The following is a 21,809-nucleotide window of genomic DNA, read 5'->3' as shown; positions in this document are numbered from 1 at the left end:
AACAAGTAGTAAAATGCTCTAACGATCTTGATTGTACCATCTTTTGGTATAAAATCATATACCTTTCATATAGTACTCAAGATACCTTTTGGGATAGTTACGTATGATTTCATGATTAAGGATATCGTCTTTATGTTGATGTATAGTTTATTTAAAAAATTAGAACACAACTCATCCAATACAAAGTACCAGATTAATAGTCAGGTTCGCATTCCCTTGTGTTTTAATCTATGAATTGAGCCTTGATTGGATGTATGGCATACAAGCAACCTTAATGATATTAGGGACGGTATCGAGTCAAAAAATAACTTGAGTGTGAAAGTGAATGTGTTAGGGGCAATTTTGGAAATTAAATAGACGTTTATGATGTAAAATACCCCCCGTCCTTTTTATTGTACCTGCTAGTATTTGATCAGCAGACATAACAAAGAAACCTAGACATAATCATCTAGGCTCCATACACATGAACAATTTATCCTACTTGTTTCTGTTGCTCATATTCCTTTACCCTGCGATAGAACGTGTTAGGCTTCATTTCTACGCGCTTCATTGCTTCGACTGCTGTTATTCCACCTTGCTTCCATTCCTCATATGCTGTAATAAACTCATCACTTATTGCCTTTTTAGGCCGACCAAATACCACACCATTATTTTTGGCTGCTGCTATATCTTCAGATTGTCTACCGTTTATCTTCTCACGTTCACGTTCTGCCATGTAGCTGAGTAATTCAAGCACGATACTAGATATAACCTTTTCCAAACCATTTTGATATTGTCTAGTGTCAAGGATAGGCATACAAGGATAACAATGTGTGCACCTATCTCATACGTTATATCTTGCCATTCACGTTTGATTTCTTTAGCATTCCGTCCAAGTCTGTCAAGTTCCTTAATGAACAGAATGTCTCCGTGTCTAAGTACGCTCTTTAATGTTTGATATTGTGGTCTGTCAAAATTCTTGCCACTTTGCTTATCAATGAAGTAATCACGTTCCATAATACCTAAGTCCTTCATCGATTCTAATTGTCTAGCTTCATTCTGATCTTTACTCGATACTCTTATGTAACCATAGCGTCTAATCTCACTCATATGGATCATCCTCTACTATGTCATTAATTGTATTTAGCAAAGTATGTCAAAATGTATACTATATGACAAAGTGTTGGAAAAAGACTTGGCTAAATTGAGCATAATAAAAAGGGCAACCGAAGTCGCCCTAGATATTCCATTATACAACTTAACTTTTCAAATACTTTAGTACACAAATCTATTTACTGTCTTCTTCCTTGATGTAAATAGCGTCATATTGAATGATTGCTTTAGTTTCATCAGTAGTCTTTGAAACGTCGTAGACTACTTCATCTTGACTGAACTTATCTTCATCATGGAGAGATTGCGGTTTTTTTATAAATAATCCAACTTTAGTATAAATTTTATCAGGATGATTAAGTTCTTCTAATACACTGTCAGGGACTATTGCTTTTGTAACGCCCTTCATTTCTTCAGAAGTATCGTCACTAGCAAAAACATTATTACCAATAACTACAGCAAACGTAACAGTAAGGGCAGCCAACCCCAAAAATTTCAATTTAGCCTTCACTTCTTCCCTAACCCTTCATTAATTAATTTGCATATCCATTCTCAGAAATTTTAATCGGGTAACCAGACCCATCATTTCCGGAATGATTTCCAATTAGCAAATAAACTGGATTGAACTCAAAAGATGCATCGTCGCCTGTTATACCTAAGTTAGTGTGCGAAAATTTGATCGTGGTGACTATTGATAATAGTGTAAAAAAATCAACTCGATTTTCCTAACTGTGAAAACGCCATCTTATAAGCCACAAACGTAATAATTGCGTAGATAAAACCATATAGAAGCCAAGCATCTATATTAACTGCAATGGTTTCTAAATTGGTGGCAATAAATATAAGAGGCAGTAGCAAGGCTAGTATTAATCCTAAGTAGATGTTTCCTTTGAAATAGGCGAAACATACTCCGATCAAGATTGCCAGAATGGGGCAAAATATAAAAGTAGGGAAGAGGGGATTAAGTTTTGGAAATAACCAGTAAATCATAATAATCACTCCTTAAAGTTAATTAGTCAGAAAAAAACGAATCATTTCCTTGTTTGATTTAAATGCTAGAGGAATGACATGTAATTCTTTGCCTGTCAATAAGTCATATTCTCTTATTTCCCTTATTCTATCAACAGGAGAATTTTTGACATAATCATATAGGACAAAAACAGATCCTGCAAAATACTGTACTCCAGATATTACTCCTTTCTCATTTTGTATTTTTTCGGAGACGGAATTGCTTTGTTTTAATCTCAACTTTTTAGGCTTTTTGTTGAGGTCATTGAAAATAGTATAATTTAAGTCTTCAGAGAGAATATATAATTTATCGTTGTAAATTTGGCTGTCATAAAACAAAAATGAAGTATCTGACAAAGATGTTTCATTTTCCAACTTACCATTTTTAGGGTCAATTATCTGCATTATAGGATGAAATTGTGTATCAGATGTATTGCCATCAAGAAATACAATAAGCTTGCCTTTAAATATTTGTAGTGATGCTCCATTTTGGCCTACCGGAAAGTATTCTTTTAAACCATGTAAACGATTTTCTATAGTGAATTGTTTGATCTTCTTTGATGTTTTTAAATCAATGACATAAATACCTACAGAATTATCATTATTGTTCACATATAAAGTGTATGCCATATTATTGTATTCAACGGTTGATAATAAATATCCATTCAAAAGAATATTTCTATATTTCAAATTTTTTTTATCGAAATAAACCAATTCATTGGTGTACTGTGTGGGAGAATAACTCGGATTAATACCCACGTTCATGGAGAAAAATAGATGATTGTCGCTTTCTTTCAAAAATGAAGTTCCGATATTCCTATCTTTTCCATATTTATTAGGTCCAAAAAATGGTTGAAGAATTCCATTTTGATTAAGTATGTAATGTCTATTTTTTCGTTCAGACATTAAATAATAGTCATTCTTTACTTTGGCAAAATAATAAAGTGACTGGGCATTAACTAAGTTTTTTTTGTCTAAAATCTCGCCTTTATTACTGTATTTCACAATTTCTGCACCGTCATCCATTGCATTTGAATAAACAACAGTAAATGTCTCGGATTTTGTTATATTTTTCAATGAATGATGTGTTGTAGTAAACCAAAACGTTGAAACTGCCAATCCAAGTAAAAATAAAGTTGCAAAAATAATTCTTATTCTTTTTTTAAAGAGCATAATGTCCCCCCTTAGTGAAATCACTCACAGGAAAAAATATATATTCCTGTGAGTGATTAGGTTTGTTAGTTACTATAGTAAATTGAAGTATTACCGGATTTAGCTATTTCCATTGGGGTAACAATAGGATCAATTGTTATATAATCAACATCAATCCCCTGAGTTTTCCAAGCCTTCCACACCAATTGTGAACAATAAAATTTAGCTTCTGTCCATGGATTAACAAAATTCCAGTTATAGGGTTTTCCAATTTGATTAGCTGCATATTGTGCAGCTGCCCTATATTGGGAACCCGAAGCCCCTTTAACGCTCATTCCATAAACATTTGAGCGACCTCTCCAATCATTTGTGTGATATTGAACTCCATCAGCTGGGAACGATTCTACTGTTTTACCACTTAGTAAGGAAACAATAGCAGCATGTCCTGGATATCCGAAATCAATACCCCACGAACTTGCGTTATAGGCAACCAAAATATCACCGACTGTTCCTAAACTTGATGCTGCTAGCCTAGGATTCTCCGAGCTATCAGTGAGCGATTGGCTAGTTTTTTGGTCATTCAATGCCTTCTCTTCCAATTCCCCGCTTTTTAGGATCTGAAGATCATTTTCATTATGTTTACGGAGTAACTCAATATCATTATCACTCATTCCAGCATCTTTCATTTTCTGATAAGAATTGTCATTAACACTGAAAGAAGGCGATGTTTCATCGGCGGCAAAAATGTTTGCACTGGGAAGAAGAAGGATACTTAGAGCAAGACTAGCGGAAAAAGCTAAACTAAGAACATTTTTCATGATTATACCTCCAAATGGGATTTAATTGATATAAGAGAGTGCTTGTTCAAAGTTTGTCTACATGTTTATCCATACTTCATTTTTTGTCCCTCCATATAACAAAGTCTCGTATGTCTATTTTTTGGAGGATGATGTATGTTAAATTTAGTTAGTTAGCTCCATAAGTCAAATAGAAATACGAGCTTACGCAATCACCTTCTAAGTAAGAAGTAGCAATTGCGAATATATTGTTTATGTCCGGCAGGATAACCGTCCAATAACAATCAATTTTTTTAAACAGAGATTTATGTAAAAAAGTATGTACCAGTAAATATAGATTTGGGCGATCTATACATGTGCTATAATCTCTAATTTTGATTAAAAATGTATATTCTAAGCTACTGGATAAAAATTCCTATCCAATATATTCAAATTATATACATAGATTCAATAAAAGTCAAATTGATCAACATTTTTTAAGCTATTTGTAATCATAGTTTGAAAGTAATATTTTGATGTTCTCAGTAAAGTGGATAGGAAGTTGACGCTGTGTCAACCATATGAGGGTATCACCAATTTTGGAGGCACTGTAGAGATAGTCTGTAACTACACCCGTATCGAAGCTCAATCGTAAAAATTGATCTTATGTGCATAAAACACTTATTTCATATGGTTTTTTGAGTCATTGTGGTTCAAAATTGTGCCAGAATATATTTAAATTGTTGCCGTATCGAAAAATAGCTAAAACATAGATAAATAAAGGGATTTGTGAAGAATTGCTTTACATCGTGGTTTCAATCGTAGGTATCGAGGAGTAATGTGTAAAAAAGCTTGATGCATCAAGTGAATTTTAAGTTATTATAAATTAAATTGTGCGAAATCAAAAATTAGAAAATCCTTTATTTATCTACATTTTTAAACACAGCAAACACGTATCGTAAATCGTAACAAGAATCGCGGAGTGGGAGTGTTATAATAGTCATTCCGATATTATCAATAAGAAAATCGATTCAAACACTCTATCATACTTACTCAACTCATATGTAATAGCTGAAGCCTAAGACAAATTGTCTCAGCGTTGAATCATACCGCAGCTCACGCACAGTCATTTCATCCACTGTTTTCTGTTCACCAGTTGAGGGGATGGTGTGTTCCTGATCAATAAACTCTAAGCGGTCTACAGATTCAGGCAAAGATAGCATTTCAAATATTTTACTGTTTGCCAAAAGCGACGACGTCGTCGCATTTCCGAATTGTTCAAATGCTTTAATCATTCTTTGTGCTGTTCTGGGAGTAAAATCGACTGTCTTTAGCCACTTCTCCCACTCACCATGAACTAAGTCATTCTCTTTCACATGCTTCAATTGTCGTGCCCAATCTCAAATAGCGACTGTCCAGCTATTTGTTTCTCGTGAATTGCGATTAAGCCTCCTATTTTAAATGTAATCATTATGTTAACCACGCTTCCACTTTAATAATACAAAAAGCCTTCCCAATAAAGGAAGGCTTAATATCTTTGGACACATTGTAGTTATTGAGCAGGAACATGCAGATTATTAATCGCCCATAAGTTAAAAAGGAAAAAGACGATAAAAATTGCTAAAACGACTCCGATAATGATAAAAATAGTTTTCTTTTTCATAGGCTTTAGTTGAATATCCAACTATCAAGCTGACCCTTGACATTTCCATATATTTTTTTTATTCCAAACTTTGCTATTGTTATAGAGTTTGATTATACTTTAGCCACTATTAGAATTGCGTGTTTCTAGCGAGGAGGGATCAAATTCCAATGAATTTAGCCGTCAAGTTGATGCAAAAATTCAAAGACCGCGATACTCAGAATAAGCTGAAAGGCTATCGGGACAAAGCGGAGCTCATTAGGAAACGGAATTTGAAAGCATGGGACGATCAGCGGCTGAAAGCGGAATCTCTCCGGCTGAAAAAGGAAGCAGAATCGGGTACGCCTTTGGACGAACTGCTTGTCGATGCCTATGCACTAGTCTGCGAGGCAGCGAAGCGAAAGCTCGGATTACAGCCTTACGATGTTCAGATTATGGCTGCCATCGCTCTGCACGAGAGATTTGTGATCGAGCAACATACCGGCGAAGGAAAAACGCTCTCTGCTGTTATGCCTGCTTATCTAAATGCGCTGACCGGCGAAGGCGTTCATGTGCTCACTTTTAACGATTATTTGGCAAATCGGGATGCGGAGTGGATGGGTCCGATCTATCGTTTCCTCGGGTTAACGGTAAAATCGGTTCAAGCGGGCATGAGCTTGTCCGAGAAACGAGAAGCGTACGCCGCGGATATAACCTATGTGACGGCCAAAGAAGCGGGATTCGATTATTTGCGCGACACGATCACACTAAGCGAAGCCGATACCGTGCATCGTCCTTTCCACTACGTCATCGTCGACGAAGCGGATTCACTGCTTCTCGACGAAGCTCGGGTGCCGCTAGTCATCGCTGGCGAGCCGGATTCTTCCGGCAACGACGTAATTCGTTTCGCAGATGTGACTAGGCAGCTCGAGCAAGATAAGTATTACGACTTCGACGAGTTCAAGCGGAACGTTTATTTGAATGAGGCGGGCGCTGCGAAAGCGGAGGCGCTGCTGGGGTGCGGCAATTTGTACGAAAGCCATAATAGTCATTTGTTGTCGTCGTTAAATTGCGCGTTGTATGCGGAAACGTTATTGAAAAAAGACGTCGATTACATCGTCCGGGACGGGAAAATCGAGCTGATCGACGAATATACCGGCCGCGTGGCGGAGAATAGGCATTTGCCAGAAGGACTGCAAGCCGCGCTTGCAGCCAAAGAAGGGCTGCACTCGAAAGTCGGCGGGAAAATTCTCGGGACGATCACCCTTCAACACTTCATTAGCCTGTATCCAAAAATTTGCGGAATGACGGCTACCGCGTACGCTTCCGCCATGGAATTCAAAGAGATTTATGCACTGCAGGTCGTGCAAATTCCGCCGAACCGGCCAAACATACGGATCGACCATCCGCACCGAATTTATACACATAAAGAAGCCAAGCTTAAGGCGCTTGTACAAGAAATCTCGTCCGTACATGCGACGGGACGCCCAATTCTCATTGGTACGTCAAGCGTGGAGGAGTCGGACATGCTGGCAAAGGCGCTAGCGGTTGCCGACGTACCTTGCCATATCCTGAATGCGAAAAACGACGCAGAAGAAGCCGAGGTCATTGCCAAAGCGGGAGAAATCGGCGCCGTGACGGTGTCTACGAATATGGCGGGACGCGGCGTCGACATTCGGATCGGCGGTGGCAACCCTACGCAAGCAGAAGTTGTCGCCAAGCTGGGCGGGTTGTACGTGATTGGTACGCATGTGCACGAAAGCGTGCGGATCGACGACCAACTGCGCGGGCGTTCTGGGCGCCAAGGCGACCCTGGAGCTTCCGTATTTTTCGTAAGCTTAGAGGACGAGTTGTTACTTCGATTCGGCATCGATAAAGCGATTCGCGCCCACAGGCAGGATGAGACTCTCGAAGACCCGGTGCTACGCAGCAAAATCGCGCATATTCAGCGCGTTATTATGGGCCAGAACTTCGATATCCATCAAGAACTAAACCGTTATTCGGATATGGTAGAGGAACAGCGACGAATTCTATACGAGGAGCGGCTCGCAATTTTAAAAGGCAAGAAGCTGATGAGTCCTTTGGAGCAACGCGTACGGCTTTTTTATATCGACAAGTTCTGGGCCGACCATCTAGCATACGTTTCTTACCTTCGTGAAGGCATCCACTTGGAAAGCCTTGTCAGCGGCAATCCGATCGACGAATTTCATGCACAAATCACCCAAGCATACGAACAAATTCCAGCTAAAGTAAATAGCGAGTCGGCGAATATGCTTGTAAGGCTCGGAGGTTCGAATGATCCGGCGGAGTGGGAAGAGTTCGGTCTGAAGAGCCCTACTTCCACTCGGACTTATATAATCAACGATCAATACATCCAGAATATGCGCAGCTCATGGACCGCTATGACTGTATTTGCTTTTGGGATTCGCAAGATTTTGAGGCCTATATTCAAACTGTCAAAGTTTTGATGCAGCGTAGCTTTTTCGAGGATGAGCATTGACTCCGTGTTGACTTCGGACGTCCGCTTGGATTCCTCAATTTTATAATCGGTATAAACATACCTACCAATCACGGCCGCCAAAGCTATGGCGGCTTTTTTGCACTCATTTTGAGGAGGGATTTATATGCCAATGGCAACAAGCGTATCCGCTATAAAGCAGCCATTCTATAGAATGTAACCGCCATCGGATGTTGGGCTAATAGTCAAGCCTGATTTTGAGATTGATCCGTTATTCTTCTCTTTTTCTCAGCAATAAGTAAACCTAGCAGTACATATCCTCTGTACACTAATCCAATTAAAAGCACTCCGCCAGCAATAGAAAGGAGGATAACTAAAATGTTAAGTATAAATAGAAATAACTCCAAAAAGACACCTCCAAAGTAAATTAGTCTTTTTTATCTTATAGTAAAAGTCGTGTCGAAGTATCATAAAGCTTGTCATAAAACAAAATAAGAAAGCAGTTGAATGAAAGAACTAAGTTATTCAAAAAGGCTAATGGTCAGAGTAAAAGACTATATATACGCAACTTTTTTTCGTTTTTCTGGTATATATGATAAAAAAATGAAACTGGGTGTTTATTCAATGAGACGAATTTTTGTTTCTCTACTTGTATCTTCCTGCCTTCTTATTTCTGGCCTGCTTCTAGCGCCTCTGAGTTATGCGGAGAATTCAAATTCCAATCTTCCCGTTGTAGTAGAGGATGCGGCTGTGTTCTATCTGGTTCCGCACCAACTGACTGCCGAATTAAACAAATCTTCTTTATCGCTGGATTCCGTCTCCATAAAGACCGCTCCCCTGCTGAAGAAAAATAATCACTTGTATTTCCCGTTCAAATGGCTGGAAACAGCTCACTTGGCAACCACCAAGTGGGATGCAAAGACAGGCAGCACGTGGGCGGAGTTTGACACTGAGAACTCGGTACCTTTTTCCTCATTTCGGTTGATGCCTAACCAAGCAAAGATTTTCAGATACGAAGACGGAACCATGACAGCGCTGGATGAGCCAATCCCTAAAACGTTTATGAAAAACGATCAATTGTATATTCCAGCGTCACTTCTGCCTAAGATGGGAATAAATTATACATGGAGTAATGGAGTCATGCACTGGGTCTGGAACGACAAAGTAGTTAAAGCGCTTCATCCAACGTATACAACGGATAAGGAAAAAATCACTTTTAGTGCATTAGTACAAAAAGAGTTCGGGCATGCTTATCTTATGGTAAATACAGGGCACGGTGGCATGACAAGTTCCATTGGAGGTAGCATTAGCACGTTTAAGGGAAAAGAAAAAAGCATTGGAAAGCCGATTATAATAAATGGGCAAACATTTCGGCGGATTGAATATTCAGTTGAGCTTCGTCCCGGTCCAAATCCGTTGGAAATTACCACTAATGATAAAGGATCTGTTAAGATTATGGTGCATCGCAAAGTATTAAACCCGTCCTCCGTCCCTATTAGATACAACCATCCCGAGAACGAGCATGACATCCGCTTCACCAAGCCGACACAGGGGTACCTCCGTGTACAGGCTGGAGACCCAATAGCAATTGCTGGAGTCGTGACAGCTACGTATCTGGAAAGCAATGAAGTTTCTTTTGGAGTGGCAGCATTTCAGAACGGTGATTTTGTTGAAGTTGAAAAAAAGACCGTTATCCCCCTCAAACAGGATAAATTCTTTAGCGGTTCTGTCGTTATTCAAAAACCTGGCACTTATCTGGTCAATATTCTAAGTCCAGATGTATTTGTGGGAGGTAGTTCACCGTACGGCTCTGTCAAATGGGCTGAGATAGCAGTCGAAGTGTTGCCTAAAACCAAGAAAAACCCATAATTCTTCTCTTCCAGATCTAATACCAGCTAAATGGTAACAATAATCTTCAAACTTTGTTTTTCATTCATGTAACATTCCTCTCAATGAACAGATTTCAACTAACGTTTCCCGTTAGCTTAACAAAGATTTTTTTTAATACTAGGCTTTTCCTATACTAATTTGAATGGCTTCATAGTACAAGAATTCTACTTTTCCAAAAACATTATTGGAGGCTCACAAATGAGTAAATTTGAAAAAAATCTAATTAAGTATTTGTCTTACGGTTTTATTGTAGGAATATACTATTCCTTTATTAAAGGGCCAACAACAACGAGTACTCCGATCAACGGTATGTTTGAATTTTATACGGTACCCACTTCTACTTTTATTTTTAGAACATTATCAACCTCGTTTCTACTAAGCCTCTTTGCTGGAGTAGTGTATACAATTACTTTTTTGTGTATAAGAGGAAATAAGTAGATTCTTTGAATAACTCCAAAGCAAAAGAAGCTGTCCAAATCGCAACGGCTCCTTTTCTTAAGTAACGGTTCGAAGCAAATATTACGTCATTGGTAGCGCCACTTTAGCTTGCTCCAACAAAGGAGATAGTTATGAGAAAATATGGAATAGCAATCTTTATAGTAATGATATTCGCAAGCGTTTGGATGCTTAGTAGTTACGCTAAAAGTGATACTCAAAATAAAGTATTCGATTATCTTGTAAAAATTCAAGGATACAAACCATCTGAAATTTATTCAGTTAAAACTCAAATAGGTAAAGCTCCCTTAGTTAGTACACAAGTTATTTTTAAGGACGAAACCAATGCAAGGTATTTTAAAAGAGCAAGATAAAATTATTCAGCGTAGCTAAGCCCCCATTAAAGGAGTAGATGATGGGGCGTATAATTATTCTTTGAAGGATTATAACGGAAATGCAATGCACAGTCACATGCTTGTCCTCCTCCAAGAGGTCACAAAATTCAGTCATTTATAAGATTTCAATAGAATGAATCAGTAAAGATCAGTAAATTGAAAACTGCTATGAAAGCTTGTCCTGCTTGACTTTAAGGCTTAAATAAAGAAAATTTTATATCCCCTGAAATAGCCGCATCTTAGACGCACCACACATGATGTAACCACGGGAGTTAGAGATCGTTAACAGCGTTGTTTTAGGCAGTTTGACCTCGACTCCGATAAATGTATGCTCACCCACTTGAATAGGTTCCATGTGTATCATGGTGATTTCATGCACCTCCTCTTTGTTTATGCTATAAGCCTCCAATATTTTTGCAAGTCCCAGCCCACAATGAAAATAACCGAAAATACTTCTTATCAAATCCATGATAAAAAATTTTCCGATTCTTAAATCCCTCCTCTCTAATAGTTGTCCGATGAAAATAAAGATTTAGACTGGATTTGTTGGTCCTAAGCTGATTCTGAATTGCTAAATCGTCAGACTTGGAATAATAAGTTTTAGACTGACCCAAATATAAAACCAGCGGCAGTCAAGGACCTGAAAATAAAGTCCTAGACTGCCGCTGGTTTATTGAACTAACGTTCTCTGTTAGCGTAACAAGTGGTGCTAAATTATTTCATGCGATATATCTACAACCGTTTCGGTGCTGCCGATCGGCTTACCGTCAGTAAGAAACACCGAGGCGATAAATTCTCCCTGAATCGCTAGGCTTCCAATCGCCTTAAATCGTTCTACCTCTATTGGTTTTGCCGAAATAATCGGCTGGATCAACGTCTTCCATCAGTCCCCATTCGACCATATCTGGCGTACGGGTCAGCACTTTCCGATGCGACTGTCGAGAATCCTCTCTATCGCTGGATATTCCTCGAATCTTCGTTCAATGAAATGTTGAATAACCACCCCGTAAAGGGGCGGTTTTCTTATGCTTGCATGAATGCTTCTAACGGCTCCAGAGTCGCGAACGTCTTCTTTGCATCCTTCTTCCGTTGCTCATCATAGAGTTTGGTCAACTCTTCGAATGATTTAGCTTTAATCTTCGTATAACTCGATTTGGTGTATCTGATTATGTACGTCTTTACCCCTTCCTCTTCACTCCACTCGTAAACGACATCATATTTGTCCCTCAAATTCTTTAAATGAAGTGACCGGCGCAACACTGCAAAGTGTTCTTTAATGGCTTCATCACATTCCTCCATAATCTTCTCGTATGTGCAGCCAACTCGCATCAGAATCTCCAATGCCCGTTCATCGCCGTATCTCGCGAGAAATTCCTTCAACGAAACCAGCGCATATAGCATTATTTGTTCCTTGTCATTCGGATTCCTGTATTCATAACAGCCTACAACCAAATTGCGGTCGGTCATTTCCTCCTTACTGAATTGCATATTAAACAAATACTCGAGTGTCTTTTGCTTCATAACGGTTTCCAACATCTGTTCTTTATCAATCCTGATGCCCGTTGTCACCCACGGAAACGGTAGTTGGCCGTTACTTTCACGCGGTATGCTACCCCTAAGATTCAAAATCGGCATACCCGTAGCCATTGCGTACGACCTGTTATATCCGTCGCCCGCGAATATTTCCTGTTCTTCTTGCATGTGTCCTGCCCCTCCTTTTAGTACCAAGTTCCATTCGGCGCGTAGTGCCACCAGTTGTCTGCGAAGTGAATCTACGCTCGATTCCAGCGAATTACGATCCAAATTACCCTCCGCATTTTCCAGTAATTTCTTGGTTAAGCTATAGTTCTCCGTTCGTATTATGAGCTGTGACCTACGCTTACGGGCTTTGCCACTTCACTTCCGCTCTTCCAATCCCGCTCTGTCCATTGTCAGACAACACTTTTATTTCCATCTCTCCAGGCACTTCATGAATCTCCGTTACAATCGGTTCAGACGAACCGAGAATAAGATCCTATAGTAGACTATTGCATATCCATAAACTACCACTTTTTTTGTGTTGGTCTCCTATTAGTTCATCACCGCTGCTTTTCATTAACCCTCGAAGATACTTCTGGGATAAATTGTATCAAATGAGAACCATAAGTCCATCTGATGGTTGCGTTATCCTGCCCGTTGGCTAATGCCGGCTGCCAGTCTACAACTTTATTTTTCACGGTCTAATGCTTTGTTTTTCAGTCTAACACTTTATTTTCACAGAACAATAGTCTCATTAGACTATTTTGTTCTTCCCATAATTTTAAGAATGTATCATACTTCATACTTCATAACATTCACGCACCTTCCGTATACTTTACCCATATCGCTAAGTTAGTAGCCTGATTGGAGACTCTCCTGTTTAAACCCACCTCTTAATTCTTAGGTGCATGCAAATTATCTTCTTTATCAGATAAATTACTATGAAAAAAGCTTGCTCCCATTTTATTGTTAAAGGAGCAAGCTTATAGATATTCATTAATCGTTGTGAATTATATTGATTTAGGATTTTTATAGCACCAGTTTGGATCATAGGGCAGAGATCTGAACTTCTGCATATCTTCCCAACTGTAGACCCAATCGTAATCAGGAATCCAAAAATAGTCAGTAGGATTTAGCTTGAGATATTCATATATAAATCGAAAAATCAGCTCTTCAACACCATAAACATCTTCAATACATCCTACTTGATACAAGGACAAGCTTGAATCTAATCCACTAATATCCTCATCATGCTCATAATTAATTTCGTAATTATAAATTCCATCAATATAGAATATAAACTGCTGGTTATTTTCAGCACCTAGTGGGTTATAAGATATATTTAGAGTTGTTGAAAAAAACTGTTCGTTCTTATATTTTTTATCATTGTCAAAATATAATCCAGCATCTGCATGAAAGGCAGCTACGATTGCATCTCCTAGTAATTTCTCAGGTGTATATTTTTCTCGTTCTATTAAAATAAAAGCCGAACTCCCCATCACTTAACCACCTTTCTTAATTCCTCCAAGGAATTTACAACAGTTACTCCTAGCTTCTTGATATTATCTAATTTTTCTATATTACTTTGAGATAGATTGCCCAAAGGCTTATCAATATAAAGTATAACTTTCTTCTGTTCTGGATTAAAATAAAGCTTATCAGTAGTAATTGTCATTTTCTCAAGTTGTCCTTCTTTAACTGCTTTGATCGAAGCCTTTACCTCAATTAATTCATTTTTTGTAACCACATCTAAATCACCTGCAAATTGACCATCTTTCTTTAATATTTTTTGCCCAAAACCAGTGACTTCACGTTCTTCTTTTAAAAAGCCAGCTACTTTTGCTTCAGTTGCCTTTCCTACATCTGAGCTATTCATAAAGTTTTCAATATCACGGTTAATATTTTTGGGATGTTGATCAACCCATGTCAGTTCATTGCCAGCAGGGTTTGTATATTTCGTCTTATTTCCTTCCTTAATTATGCTACCCCTATTGTAATTGTGGGTTCCCTCGACGACATGCGGTGCCTTTTCTGCCTTAGCTCCCGAAGAAGGAGTGGATTTTGATGAGCCTCCACCTTCTCCTTTCGCCATCTGCCACAATTCTGCTGAGCTTTCCCCTGCTCCTTTTGCACTTTTAACCGCAGTTGTAGCTCCATGCGCCGCCAAAGCTGCCGATCCAATTAATCCGGGTACCCCAATGATACTCCCTACACCTGTAGATGAAACAGCAACGGATAATCCTTCTCCACCTATTCCAGCTACTACCTCACCTGCCCCTTGCAATGTTGTAGCTACATTTCCGAGAATTTCTCCTACTTTAGCTGCCATGGGATGATCATAATTCCGTTCTTTATCAGGCCATATCCCCACTGTCAAATTCCCCTGAATAGCTCCTTTTGCTCCCTGTGCAGTATCCCAAAGGATTTCTCCTTGAAGTTTGCTAGCTTCCATTTGAGCCTCAGCCTTAGTGATCTCAGCTTGTCCAATCTGTTCAAAAATTTTATGTAACCAACCTTCACCTGTGGATGCTTTTTTAACAGGGGCTCCGAGCCACGGCACATCCAGTACGATTTTTTCCCCGTCCACCTTTGCAAAGTTTTTTGAAATAAAAATAAGTTCTTGTGCTACTGTCGATAGTCGTTCAATCGTCACACTCATGGATTGTCGAGAAACCTGAAACTCCTGAAAAAATCTCTCTTGGGTAGCCCCAGACCAGCCTTGTTGGACAAAATCAATTCGTCCACTCAAAAAATTCAGCATACGTTCCATTTCATGCTTTCTGTGTAAGAACTGATCAGCCACTTCCATCAATTTGTCAGGTGGAACTAATATTCTCCCCATTCTACCACGCCCACTTTAATTTTGATGGAAATAATCTTATCAGAAGGGGTGATTTAGGGAAATCCATCTGCTATCCTGTTATTTCCTTTTAATCCATGTGACATTTGAACTGAAATAAACAGATTTATTATGTCTAAAGTAGTGTATAACGCTGTTAGATGATGCCTAAGTCAGTTTTAGCTGTTCTATCCATATGATAGTGATCAAGTATTGATTATATCATTATTACTTTTTTTGATTTATAATAATATAATTGACATAATATCAATAAACATCCTTACTATATAATTCTAGGACGCTATATTTAAAGGCTTTTCCTATATAACTTTGAATGGCTTCATAGTACAAATTTCACCTTTTCCATAAACATTATTGGAGGCTAGTAAATGAGTAAATTTGAAAAAAATCTAATTAAGTATTTGTCTTACGGTTTTTGTGTAGGAATTTATTATTCCTTTATTAAAGGGCCAACAACAATGAGTTCTTCAATCAACGGTATGTTTAAATTTTATACAGTACCCACTTCTACTTTTATTTTCAGAACTTTATCAATCTCGTTTATACTAAGCCTCATTGCTGGAGTGGTGTATACAATCGTTTTTTTATGTATAAAAGGAAATAAGTAGATTTCCCAGAAAAATCCCAAAACAAAAGAAGCCAACCCATCGCAATAGCTCCTTTTCTTTATCGACCCTTTATTTAATTGACTAACTATGCAAAAAAGCTTGCTCCCATTTTATTGTTAAAGGAGCAAGCTTATAAAATATTAATCATACTCAATGAACACATTGCCGTTTCCATTGACGGCTTTCTGTAACAATATAATTATATCGTTCTTAAGATCAGGAAGTACAGGTAATATATTAGTCAAACTTTTCGCTTCTTCCTCGGTCAAATATTTAATATCAAATGAATCAAACAATTGTAGGGTCTCTCTAATATTTTCCACTTCCCATGGACTTTCCTCATACCAGCCTTCGTGGGCATAATATTCACTTAGTATATTACTTTGTGCAGATTCTAGTTGAACCAAACAATCCATTAATGTATCAAAGTATCCATTCCATATCTTCAATACATAGCTTTTATCTGAATTTGTATAAATCAATCTTATTTCTGGTTCTCCTTCAAATCCAGCATAGTAGGTATCATTTATTTTATCTGTCTTCATACTCTTACTCCTTCTAATGGCTGTGATTTTGAACTTGAGAGCATTTTATTCTCAGACTGCCACGTGGCGACCCGTTGGTCTGTAATTCGAGCCATTCTCTCAATGCTCAATAGGAGGTGCCTTCACTGCTACTAACATAAACTGGAATGGTGGGATCAGCTTACTCTTCATCTTCGTTGACCGCTTTAATCAGATTTCCATAGACTTCCTTCGTGTGAGCAGATGCATGTTCTTTAAAATGTGTAAACAATCTCATACATCTGATTGCTTGTATTCTATTATTAGATTCAGCAGACTTTTCCAAACAGCTAAACAAAAATGCGAAGCCTTCTGAAAATCTCCCTTTACGCAAATGATAGATTGCCAATCCCCTTGATAAATGAGTAAAACGTTCTGAACTGATTTGTTGAGTATATACGCCTACCTGATTTTGTTCATTCAAAAAAGATTGAATTTCTGTTTTAAACATTTCAAGGATGTGATCTACATTAATATTATATCGATTAGCCGCCTCAATTATATTATCTATTGCAGGGAGTATTTCATCTTTCTTTGAAGAGAAATAAGCAACATAATCAGGGATTACACCTAAGTCGCCTGACATAAGCCTATTTACATAAATATTAGCAGTTGCCCATTCTTTAAATTGGCTTTTCCATTTTAGGGTCGTTTCATCTTTCTCTTCTACCCATCTTAAATCGGCATATCTCTGGATATGTTGGAGCGCTGCATCATAATCTTTATTAGCATCACAAACTTCAGCTCGTATTAAATGCGAAAATGCCCAGTAGACAAATGGAGGGTATAGCGGCTTCTTTGTATATTTATTATTTTCATGATGCTGTTGATCAATTTTGTATTGTATTTTTGCTTTATTTCCTAATACTTTGGAAAACGCATCCAATTTAGCCCATTTTCGTAGAGAACGATATGTATTCACCAACGCCCTTAGTGCATCAAGTTGATCTACCTCATCTAACCGATCAACGTAAGGCTCAAATTGAACGGCTGCATCATAGTTTTTCTCTTGATCGTCTCTAATACGAATCGTAAACAATCGATACTGGCAAACCGCTAATCGTTCTGAATACTGATATCTCTCCCCTTCTGCTACATTTTCATAAAGGAACGCCGCTGCTTCAGTATAACCTTTTTTAAAAGAATCCTCGGCTACTTCAAAAAGTGAAGGAAGATAAACAGGATTATCTAGCAACATACCTACAACTCTTCGCAAGCAATCAAGTCGCCCTAACTCCACGCAGCGGTACAAAAAAGGGCTGATTCTTCGCCAGTTGAGCGGTTCTTCCTCAATACATTCTTCAATATAACGTTCATAAAAATAATCTGGTGGTAAATTCATTCCCATAGTGATGCGATCTAGCTGGTGAACTGAAATTGATCGGTTGCCCGTCACAATGCCACTAACTGTCCCTACATTCAAATCAATCATGTGACCAAACTCGGTCATGGTTAAGCTTTTCCGTATCAGATAGGTTTGAACTTCTGCTCTAATCGTAGGTGTGATCTCCATAGATAAACCACCCTTTCAACATAAACTCGACATATAATACATAATTAAACCATGTAATGAGAAACAGTTAGTAAAAATTACTTTATCCCATCATTGTCTTTTGGAACAAAGTCATATACCCTTCGTTGTTTACAACAGCACACATTACATTTTTGCACTTTTTACATATATTCCTCAAAAGAGGATTTCCTCATTTTGCTTATATACAGCAAAACACGCAATAAAAAGGCTAGACGGATCATTCCATCTAACCTGTTCCATTATCCATTTGGTTTTATACTCTATACCTTATTAAGTACTTTAAATATCATGCATCTTTTTCCTGTTAAGAATAATTACATTTCGCCATGGTGACTCGGTTGATAGCCATGTTCTTGATCATGAAAAAGTAAAGGGACAGTAACTATTGCTATTAACATAAAGCTGGTTGCTAAAAAGGTCAGAATTATTTTACGCTTCATCTTGATCCACCTCATTAATCAAGTTTCTGTAGGCTGTCTTCGTCTCAAATGATGAATGCTCCTGATAAGATTCAAAAAGCCTCATACATTTAATTATATATGATTTATTATTGATTAATGTAGATTTTTCCAAACAATTTAATAAAAATTTAAAACCATCAGAAAATCTTCCTTTAGTCAAAAAGTAGACTGATAATTCCTTAGAAAAATGTATAAAACGCTCTGTTATGAATCTTTGAGTATAAAAGCCTTCGATTTTTTGTTGTTCTAAATAAGATGAAATGTCCTCCTTGAATTGCTCTAAAATATCATCTACATCAAATTGGTATCGATTAGCTGCCTCGATGATATTATCAAGTGCGGGAAGAACCTCATCTTTCCTTGAAGAAATATAAGCTACATACTCGGGAAGTACGCTCTCTTCGCCTGAAAGAAGCTTATTTACATAAGTATTTACTACCGCCCAATCCTCATATTTATTTTTCCATTTCAATGTTTCTTCATCTGTATCCAAAACCCAGCTTAAATCAGCATATTTTTTGATATGATGAAGTCCCATTTCATAGTCTTTCCTCTCGTCATATGCTTGTGCACGAAGTAAATGCGAAAAAGCCCAATAAGCAAACAGAGGAAAGCTTGGTTTCTTTACATTTTCTCTTTTGGAAGGATGCCGTTGTTGCTCCATGTTATATTGAATTTTTGCCTTGTCTCCCAAAGCTTTAGCGAATAATTCTACTTTGTCCCATTTTCGTAACGAACGGTATGTATTCGCCAGATCTTTTAATGCATCTAACTGTTCTATCTCATCTAGTCGATCAACGTATATTTCAAATTGAACGGCTGCTTCATAGTTTTTCTCTTGATTATCTCCTTGCCTTGTATGGAACAAACGGTACTGACACATAGCCAGACGTTCTGAATATTGCTTTTTCTCACTTAGAGCCACATTCTCATATAGAATAGTTGCCGCTTCGTAAAGCCCTTCTCTAAAAAGTTCTTCGGCAAGCTCAAATAAAGATTCTGAATAGCCTAGTTTATCCATCAATAAATTAACCACATCATGAATGCAGTCCAATTTATTTAATTTCGCACAATTATGTATAAAAGGACTCATTCGACGCCAATTCGGATTAGCCTCTGTTAAATACTCAGACACATACCGTTCGTAGTAATAGCCAACGGGAAGCCCCATTGCTTTTGTAATTCGATCTAACTGATCGACTGAAAGTGTGCGGTTCCCATTAATAATACTGCTCATGGTGCCCGGATTCATTTCTGCTTTTCTAGCTAAATCACTTAGGATTAAATCATGATCTTTCATATGTTTTGTTATCTCTGTGAGTATCGTGGTTGTTGTGTTGTACAAAGTAACCACCCCTTGTCAGGAACTTAGTAGGATATCAACTCATTAAAAAAGGACTATTGCAATCCAATGATTGTATAGCCTTTCCGCAATTCATTGTACCATCTTTTGGCACAATATCATATACCTTTCAGAACCTTACTTAAGATACCTTTGAAGGGTTTGTAAAGAAAATTAAGCTCTATAAATCCTGAGACATACGAATCATATCTCTACACTGTATGCCATTCTCATAAATTTCTTCTAGATAGTTATGTCTGATAAAGAAATCTAGATCTACACCTACAATTCTAAACCCGCATTTTTGGTAGAGGGCTAACTGCCCAATGCTAGAGTTTCCTGTGCCCATTTCCATCGTTTTATAACCTTGTGCCCTAGCTGTTTCAATGGCATGTGTCACTAATAGTCTGCCTATTCCTTTACCATGCATATCTTCTGATACTGCTATATTCACTAACTCAACTGTTTCAGGTCTTGTAGGTAAAAGAACATAGACTCCAACAATATGATTGTCAATTTCTGCTACATAACACTGCCCTCTTTTCAAATATTCCTCAACAAGTTGGCGCGAAGGATCAGCTAGTAGCAAGAGATCTATTGGATATTTTTCATTTGAATTAAGTAGTCTAATATTCATATATTCTCTCCTGAATGTATTATGGCCCCCGGGTTTCCCCCCTTATCGTAAGCTTTATTCCAGAAATCCGGGGGTGATGGCGATGAGATGAAGCCTTAACTCAGGTTGACCTCAATTCATACAAACCATTATGCAGTGAAAGACGGGCAGAGTATGGACCTTCAAACAAGACACTGGTATTAAATACGGCCGGAAGCCTATCATCAGGAAACCAAGGCCGTTGCTTGTCTATGAATATAAATGATCCTTCTACATTCCCTAGCGGCGCGAACTTTTGTCCAGCCCCTCCCCATGGATCAAGTTGGAACGTTTCGGTGATTATCCTAGATACTTCAGGGACATCATCGACAGGAAGACCGATCTCGCTTATATGAAGTAGAGAGTTGGGCCCGAAAGCTTCAGTGACTGCATTGTCGAGTGTATGGTGAGCGATGAACTCGACAAGGTTATGATCCGGATCATAGAAGTAAAGCGCTGTTGCATTCCAGTTTTCGAAAAAAAACTCATCTTCTTGGGGTCTTGAAATCAATGAAATTCCACGGTCGATTACCCACTGTTTTGCTTCTATGAATTTATTCGTTGGGATCGTAACCGCAATATGATAAAACTCATTTTCCATATGGGAGGATTCCTGAAAAGCAAGAACCGATTCCCCTACTTGAAACGACAGCCGCGAAGAGCTTTCCTCCACAACCTGCAAATCCAAGAGAGAGCCGTAAAAAGCTTTTATCGCTTCGAAACTATGGGTGGCTAAGAGCACTTCTTTTAATTTCAATGCATTGGTCCTCCCCACAAATAATTTTGGAACCCATTGTCCGTCTAATCCATATCAGCATTTTATCTCAGACTATATGAGGTCATTACAATGTTTGTTTATTATCCTTTAAGTCGCTTAAAAATTTGGCGTTCACATCTAACGCCGCAAATTGAAGTAGTATATCCTGTTCATCTAGAGCTTTACTTTTTGCTATTTCGAGATAAAGCTCGGGCTGGTCCCGAAACGCTCTTGCCCTCCCAATCGAGTATGCCTTCTGGAGATATTCATGAGCTAATACAGGCTTGCTCTGATGAAGAAGTGTTTCCGCCATCTGAATATAAGGTTCAGCATGTATAATGCGGTACCCTGTACCTTCCAAATCTAAAATCTCCTCATTTAAAAGCTCTACTGATCGCTGAGTATGCCCGTTATAATTGAGAATTTGAACGTATTGATGCAAGGTTACACCTGTGATGCCCCATTTATGCTTAGGCTCGGGTATTAGATCCCAAGCCTTCTGTGCTTTTTCCACAGCCAAGTTGCTATCTAATGGGAGTGTATGAGCTGCATCCTCTCCAAGCTCCCAAATCTCTTCTTCCAATTGAGCCTCCAGATCGTGGTACATTCGAATATTCATCTATTCCTCCCAATTGGATAATATAAGTTCAACACATAGAGATGTCTACTCCTCATTGCGTTTAGCGA

At 38.3% G+C, this 21,809-nt stretch carries 19 protein-coding genes and 2 pseudogenes; 3 read left to right on the top strand and 18 right to left on the bottom strand.

The features are described 5' to 3' along the window. Window positions 1–472 precede the first annotated feature (472 nt). From MHH57_RS07925 to MHH57_RS07900, 6 genes and pseudogenes are all read right to left on the bottom strand, one after another. Window positions 473–1,089 (bottom strand): annotated as a pseudogene (locus tag MHH57_RS07925) (recombinase family protein). A 178-nt stretch (window positions 1,090–1,267) separates the two neighbouring features. Further along, window positions 1,268–1,600, bottom strand: a complete 333-nt coding sequence (locus tag MHH57_RS07920; RefSeq protein WP_342425892.1) for a hypothetical protein — start codon at window positions 1,598–1,600, stop codon at window positions 1,268–1,270. A 200-nt stretch (window positions 1,601–1,800) separates the two neighbouring features. Then, window positions 1,801–2,079, bottom strand: a complete 279-nt coding sequence (locus tag MHH57_RS07915; protein ID WP_029516574.1) for a hypothetical protein — start codon at window positions 2,077–2,079, stop codon at window positions 1,801–1,803. An 18-nt stretch (window positions 2,080–2,097) separates the two neighbouring features. Continuing rightward, complete coding sequence (locus MHH57_RS07910) at window positions 2,098–3,270, bottom strand: hypothetical protein (RefSeq protein ID WP_340931807.1); 1,173 nt, start codon at window positions 3,268–3,270, stop codon at window positions 2,098–2,100. A 65-nt stretch (window positions 3,271–3,335) separates the two neighbouring features. After that, window positions 3,336–4,067: a YiiX/YebB-like N1pC/P60 family cysteine hydrolase gene (locus tag MHH57_RS07905; RefSeq protein WP_340931806.1), complete on the bottom strand. Its 732-nt coding sequence runs from the start codon at window positions 4,065–4,067 to the stop codon at window positions 3,336–3,338. Between the two features lie 1,016 nt (window positions 4,068–5,083). Further along, entirely contained in the window at window positions 5,084–5,401 is a 318-nt protein-coding gene (locus MHH57_RS07900) for a DUF3102 domain-containing protein (protein WP_230584987.1), read from the bottom strand. A gap of 436 nt (window positions 5,402–5,837) precedes the next feature. Here MHH57_RS07900 and MHH57_RS07895 point away from each other — a divergent pair, with 436 nt between their 5' ends. Beyond that, window positions 5,838–8,114: a DEAD/DEAH box helicase gene (locus MHH57_RS07895; protein ID WP_341039151.1), complete on the top strand. Its 2,277-nt coding sequence runs from the start codon at window positions 5,838–5,840 to the stop codon at window positions 8,112–8,114. Between the two features lie 235 nt (window positions 8,115–8,349). Here the strand turns inward: MHH57_RS07895 and MHH57_RS07890 are convergent, their stop codons facing one another. Then, complete coding sequence (locus tag MHH57_RS07890) at window positions 8,350–8,511, bottom strand: hypothetical protein (RefSeq protein ID WP_013370205.1); 162 nt, start codon at window positions 8,509–8,511, stop codon at window positions 8,350–8,352. A gap of 217 nt (window positions 8,512–8,728) precedes the next feature. On the opposite strand from MHH57_RS07890, the gene MHH57_RS07885 reads away from it, so the two are divergent. Together MHH57_RS07885 and MHH57_RS07880 are read left to right on the top strand one after the other, a co-directional pair. Further along, window positions 8,729–9,973: a hypothetical protein gene (locus MHH57_RS07885; protein WP_029516570.1), complete on the top strand. Its 1,245-nt coding sequence runs from the start codon at window positions 8,729–8,731 to the stop codon at window positions 9,971–9,973. A 590-nt stretch (window positions 9,974–10,563) separates the two neighbouring features. Then, window positions 10,564–10,803: a DUF3139 domain-containing protein gene (locus tag MHH57_RS07880; RefSeq protein WP_230584966.1), complete on the top strand. Its 240-nt coding sequence runs from the start codon at window positions 10,564–10,566 to the stop codon at window positions 10,801–10,803. Between the two features lie 265 nt (window positions 10,804–11,068). Here the strand turns inward: MHH57_RS07880 and MHH57_RS07875 are convergent. The 11 genes and pseudogenes from MHH57_RS07875 to MHH57_RS07825 form a co-directional block, all read right to left on the bottom strand. Continuing rightward, window positions 11,069–11,188, bottom strand: a pseudogene (locus tag MHH57_RS07875) (DUF1805 domain-containing protein); the annotation flags it as partial. A gap of 345 nt (window positions 11,189–11,533) precedes the next feature. Further along, window positions 11,534–11,698 carry a hypothetical protein gene (locus tag MHH57_RS07870; RefSeq protein WP_155271686.1) on the bottom strand — a complete coding sequence of 55 codons (165 nt, stop codon included), beginning with the start codon at window positions 11,696–11,698 and terminating at the stop codon, window positions 11,534–11,536. A gap of 149 nt (window positions 11,699–11,847) precedes the next feature. Next, on the bottom strand, window positions 11,848–12,627 hold the full coding sequence (locus MHH57_RS07865; RefSeq protein ID WP_341071856.1) for a hypothetical protein: 780 nt from the start codon (window positions 12,625–12,627) through the stop codon (window positions 11,848–11,850). 725 nt (window positions 12,628–13,352) lie between these two features. Further along, complete coding sequence (locus MHH57_RS07860) at window positions 13,353–13,841, bottom strand: hypothetical protein (protein WP_029516567.1); 489 nt, start codon at window positions 13,839–13,841, stop codon at window positions 13,353–13,355. Next, window positions 13,841–15,184 carry a WXG100 family type VII secretion target gene (locus tag MHH57_RS07855; protein ID WP_029516566.1) on the bottom strand — a complete coding sequence of 448 codons (1,344 nt, stop codon included), beginning with the start codon at window positions 15,182–15,184 and terminating at the stop codon, window positions 13,841–13,843. Before MHH57_RS07855 ends, MHH57_RS07860 begins: the two co-directional genes overlap by 1 nt. Before the next feature lie 766 nt (window positions 15,185–15,950). Next, window positions 15,951–16,355 carry a hypothetical protein gene (locus tag MHH57_RS07850; protein ID WP_341071855.1) on the bottom strand — a complete coding sequence of 135 codons (405 nt, stop codon included), beginning with the start codon at window positions 16,353–16,355 and terminating at the stop codon, window positions 15,951–15,953. Between the two features lie 160 nt (window positions 16,356–16,515). Then, window positions 16,516–17,886 carry a helix-turn-helix transcriptional regulator gene (locus MHH57_RS07845; protein ID WP_342435007.1) on the bottom strand — a complete coding sequence of 457 codons (1,371 nt, stop codon included), beginning with the start codon at window positions 17,884–17,886 and terminating at the stop codon, window positions 16,516–16,518. Window positions 17,887–18,336: 450 nt separating this feature from the next. After that, entirely contained in the window at window positions 18,337–19,668 is a 1,332-nt protein-coding gene (locus tag MHH57_RS07840) for a helix-turn-helix transcriptional regulator (protein WP_340957559.1), read from the bottom strand. Window positions 19,669–19,891: 223 nt separating this feature from the next. Then, complete coding sequence (locus MHH57_RS07835) at window positions 19,892–20,347, bottom strand: GNAT family N-acetyltransferase (protein WP_029516562.1); 456 nt, start codon at window positions 20,345–20,347, stop codon at window positions 19,892–19,894. Window positions 20,348–20,447: 100 nt separating this feature from the next. Further along, window positions 20,448–21,122: a VOC family protein gene (locus tag MHH57_RS07830; RefSeq protein ID WP_342435006.1), complete on the bottom strand. Its 675-nt coding sequence runs from the start codon at window positions 21,120–21,122 to the stop codon at window positions 20,448–20,450. Window positions 21,123–21,207: 85 nt separating this feature from the next. Beyond that, window positions 21,208–21,741: a hypothetical protein gene (locus MHH57_RS07825; protein WP_318626801.1), complete on the bottom strand. Its 534-nt coding sequence runs from the start codon at window positions 21,739–21,741 to the stop codon at window positions 21,208–21,210. Between the last annotated feature and the right edge of the window lie 68 nt (window positions 21,742–21,809).

The organism is Paenibacillus sp. FSL H7-0442 (genome assembly GCF_038593105.1).
Lineage (GTDB): Bacteria > Bacillota > Bacilli > Paenibacillales > Paenibacillaceae > Paenibacillus > Paenibacillus polymyxa_D.
The sequence above is the reverse complement of the archived record's forward strand: the minus strand, read 5'-3'. Positions and strand labels throughout refer to the sequence as shown.

Coding starts and splice junctions, on each gene's coding strand:
- MHH57_RS07915 (WP_029516574.1), bottom strand. CDS start 2,079: ATGATTTACTGGTTATTTCCAAAACTTAATCCCCTCTTCCCTACTTTT.
- MHH57_RS07910 (WP_340931807.1), bottom strand. CDS start 3,270: ATGCTCTTTAAAAAAAGAATAAGAATTATTTTTGCAACTTTATTTTTA.
- MHH57_RS07905 (WP_340931806.1), bottom strand. CDS start 4,067: ATGAAAAATGTTCTTAGTTTAGCTTTTTCCGCTAGTCTTGCTCTAAGT.
- MHH57_RS07895 (WP_341039151.1), top strand. CDS start 5,838: ATGAATTTAGCCGTCAAGTTGATGCAAAAATTCAAAGACCGCGATACT.
- MHH57_RS07885 (WP_029516570.1), top strand. CDS start 8,729: ATGAGACGAATTTTTGTTTCTCTACTTGTATCTTCCTGCCTTCTTATT.
- MHH57_RS07880 (WP_230584966.1), top strand. CDS start 10,564: ATGAGAAAATATGGAATAGCAATCTTTATAGTAATGATATTCGCAAGC.
- MHH57_RS07860 (WP_029516567.1), bottom strand. CDS start 13,841: ATGGGGAGTTCGGCTTTTATTTTAATAGAACGAGAAAAATATACACCT.
- MHH57_RS07855 (WP_029516566.1), bottom strand. CDS start 15,184: ATGGGGAGAATATTAGTTCCACCTGACAAATTGATGGAAGTGGCTGAT.
- MHH57_RS07850 (WP_341071855.1), bottom strand. CDS start 16,355: ATGAAGACAGATAAAATAAATGATACCTACTATGCTGGATTTGAAGGA.
- MHH57_RS07845 (WP_342435007.1), bottom strand. CDS start 17,886: ATGGAGATCACACCTACGATTAGAGCAGAAGTTCAAACCTATCTGATA.
- MHH57_RS07840 (WP_340957559.1), bottom strand. CDS start 19,668: ATGAAAGATCATGATTTAATCCTAAGTGATTTAGCTAGAAAAGCAGAA.
- MHH57_RS07835 (WP_029516562.1), bottom strand. CDS start 20,347: ATGAATATTAGACTACTTAATTCAAATGAAAAATATCCAATAGATCTC.
- MHH57_RS07825 (WP_318626801.1), bottom strand. CDS start 21,741: ATGAATATTCGAATGTACCACGATCTGGAGGCTCAATTGGAAGAAGAG.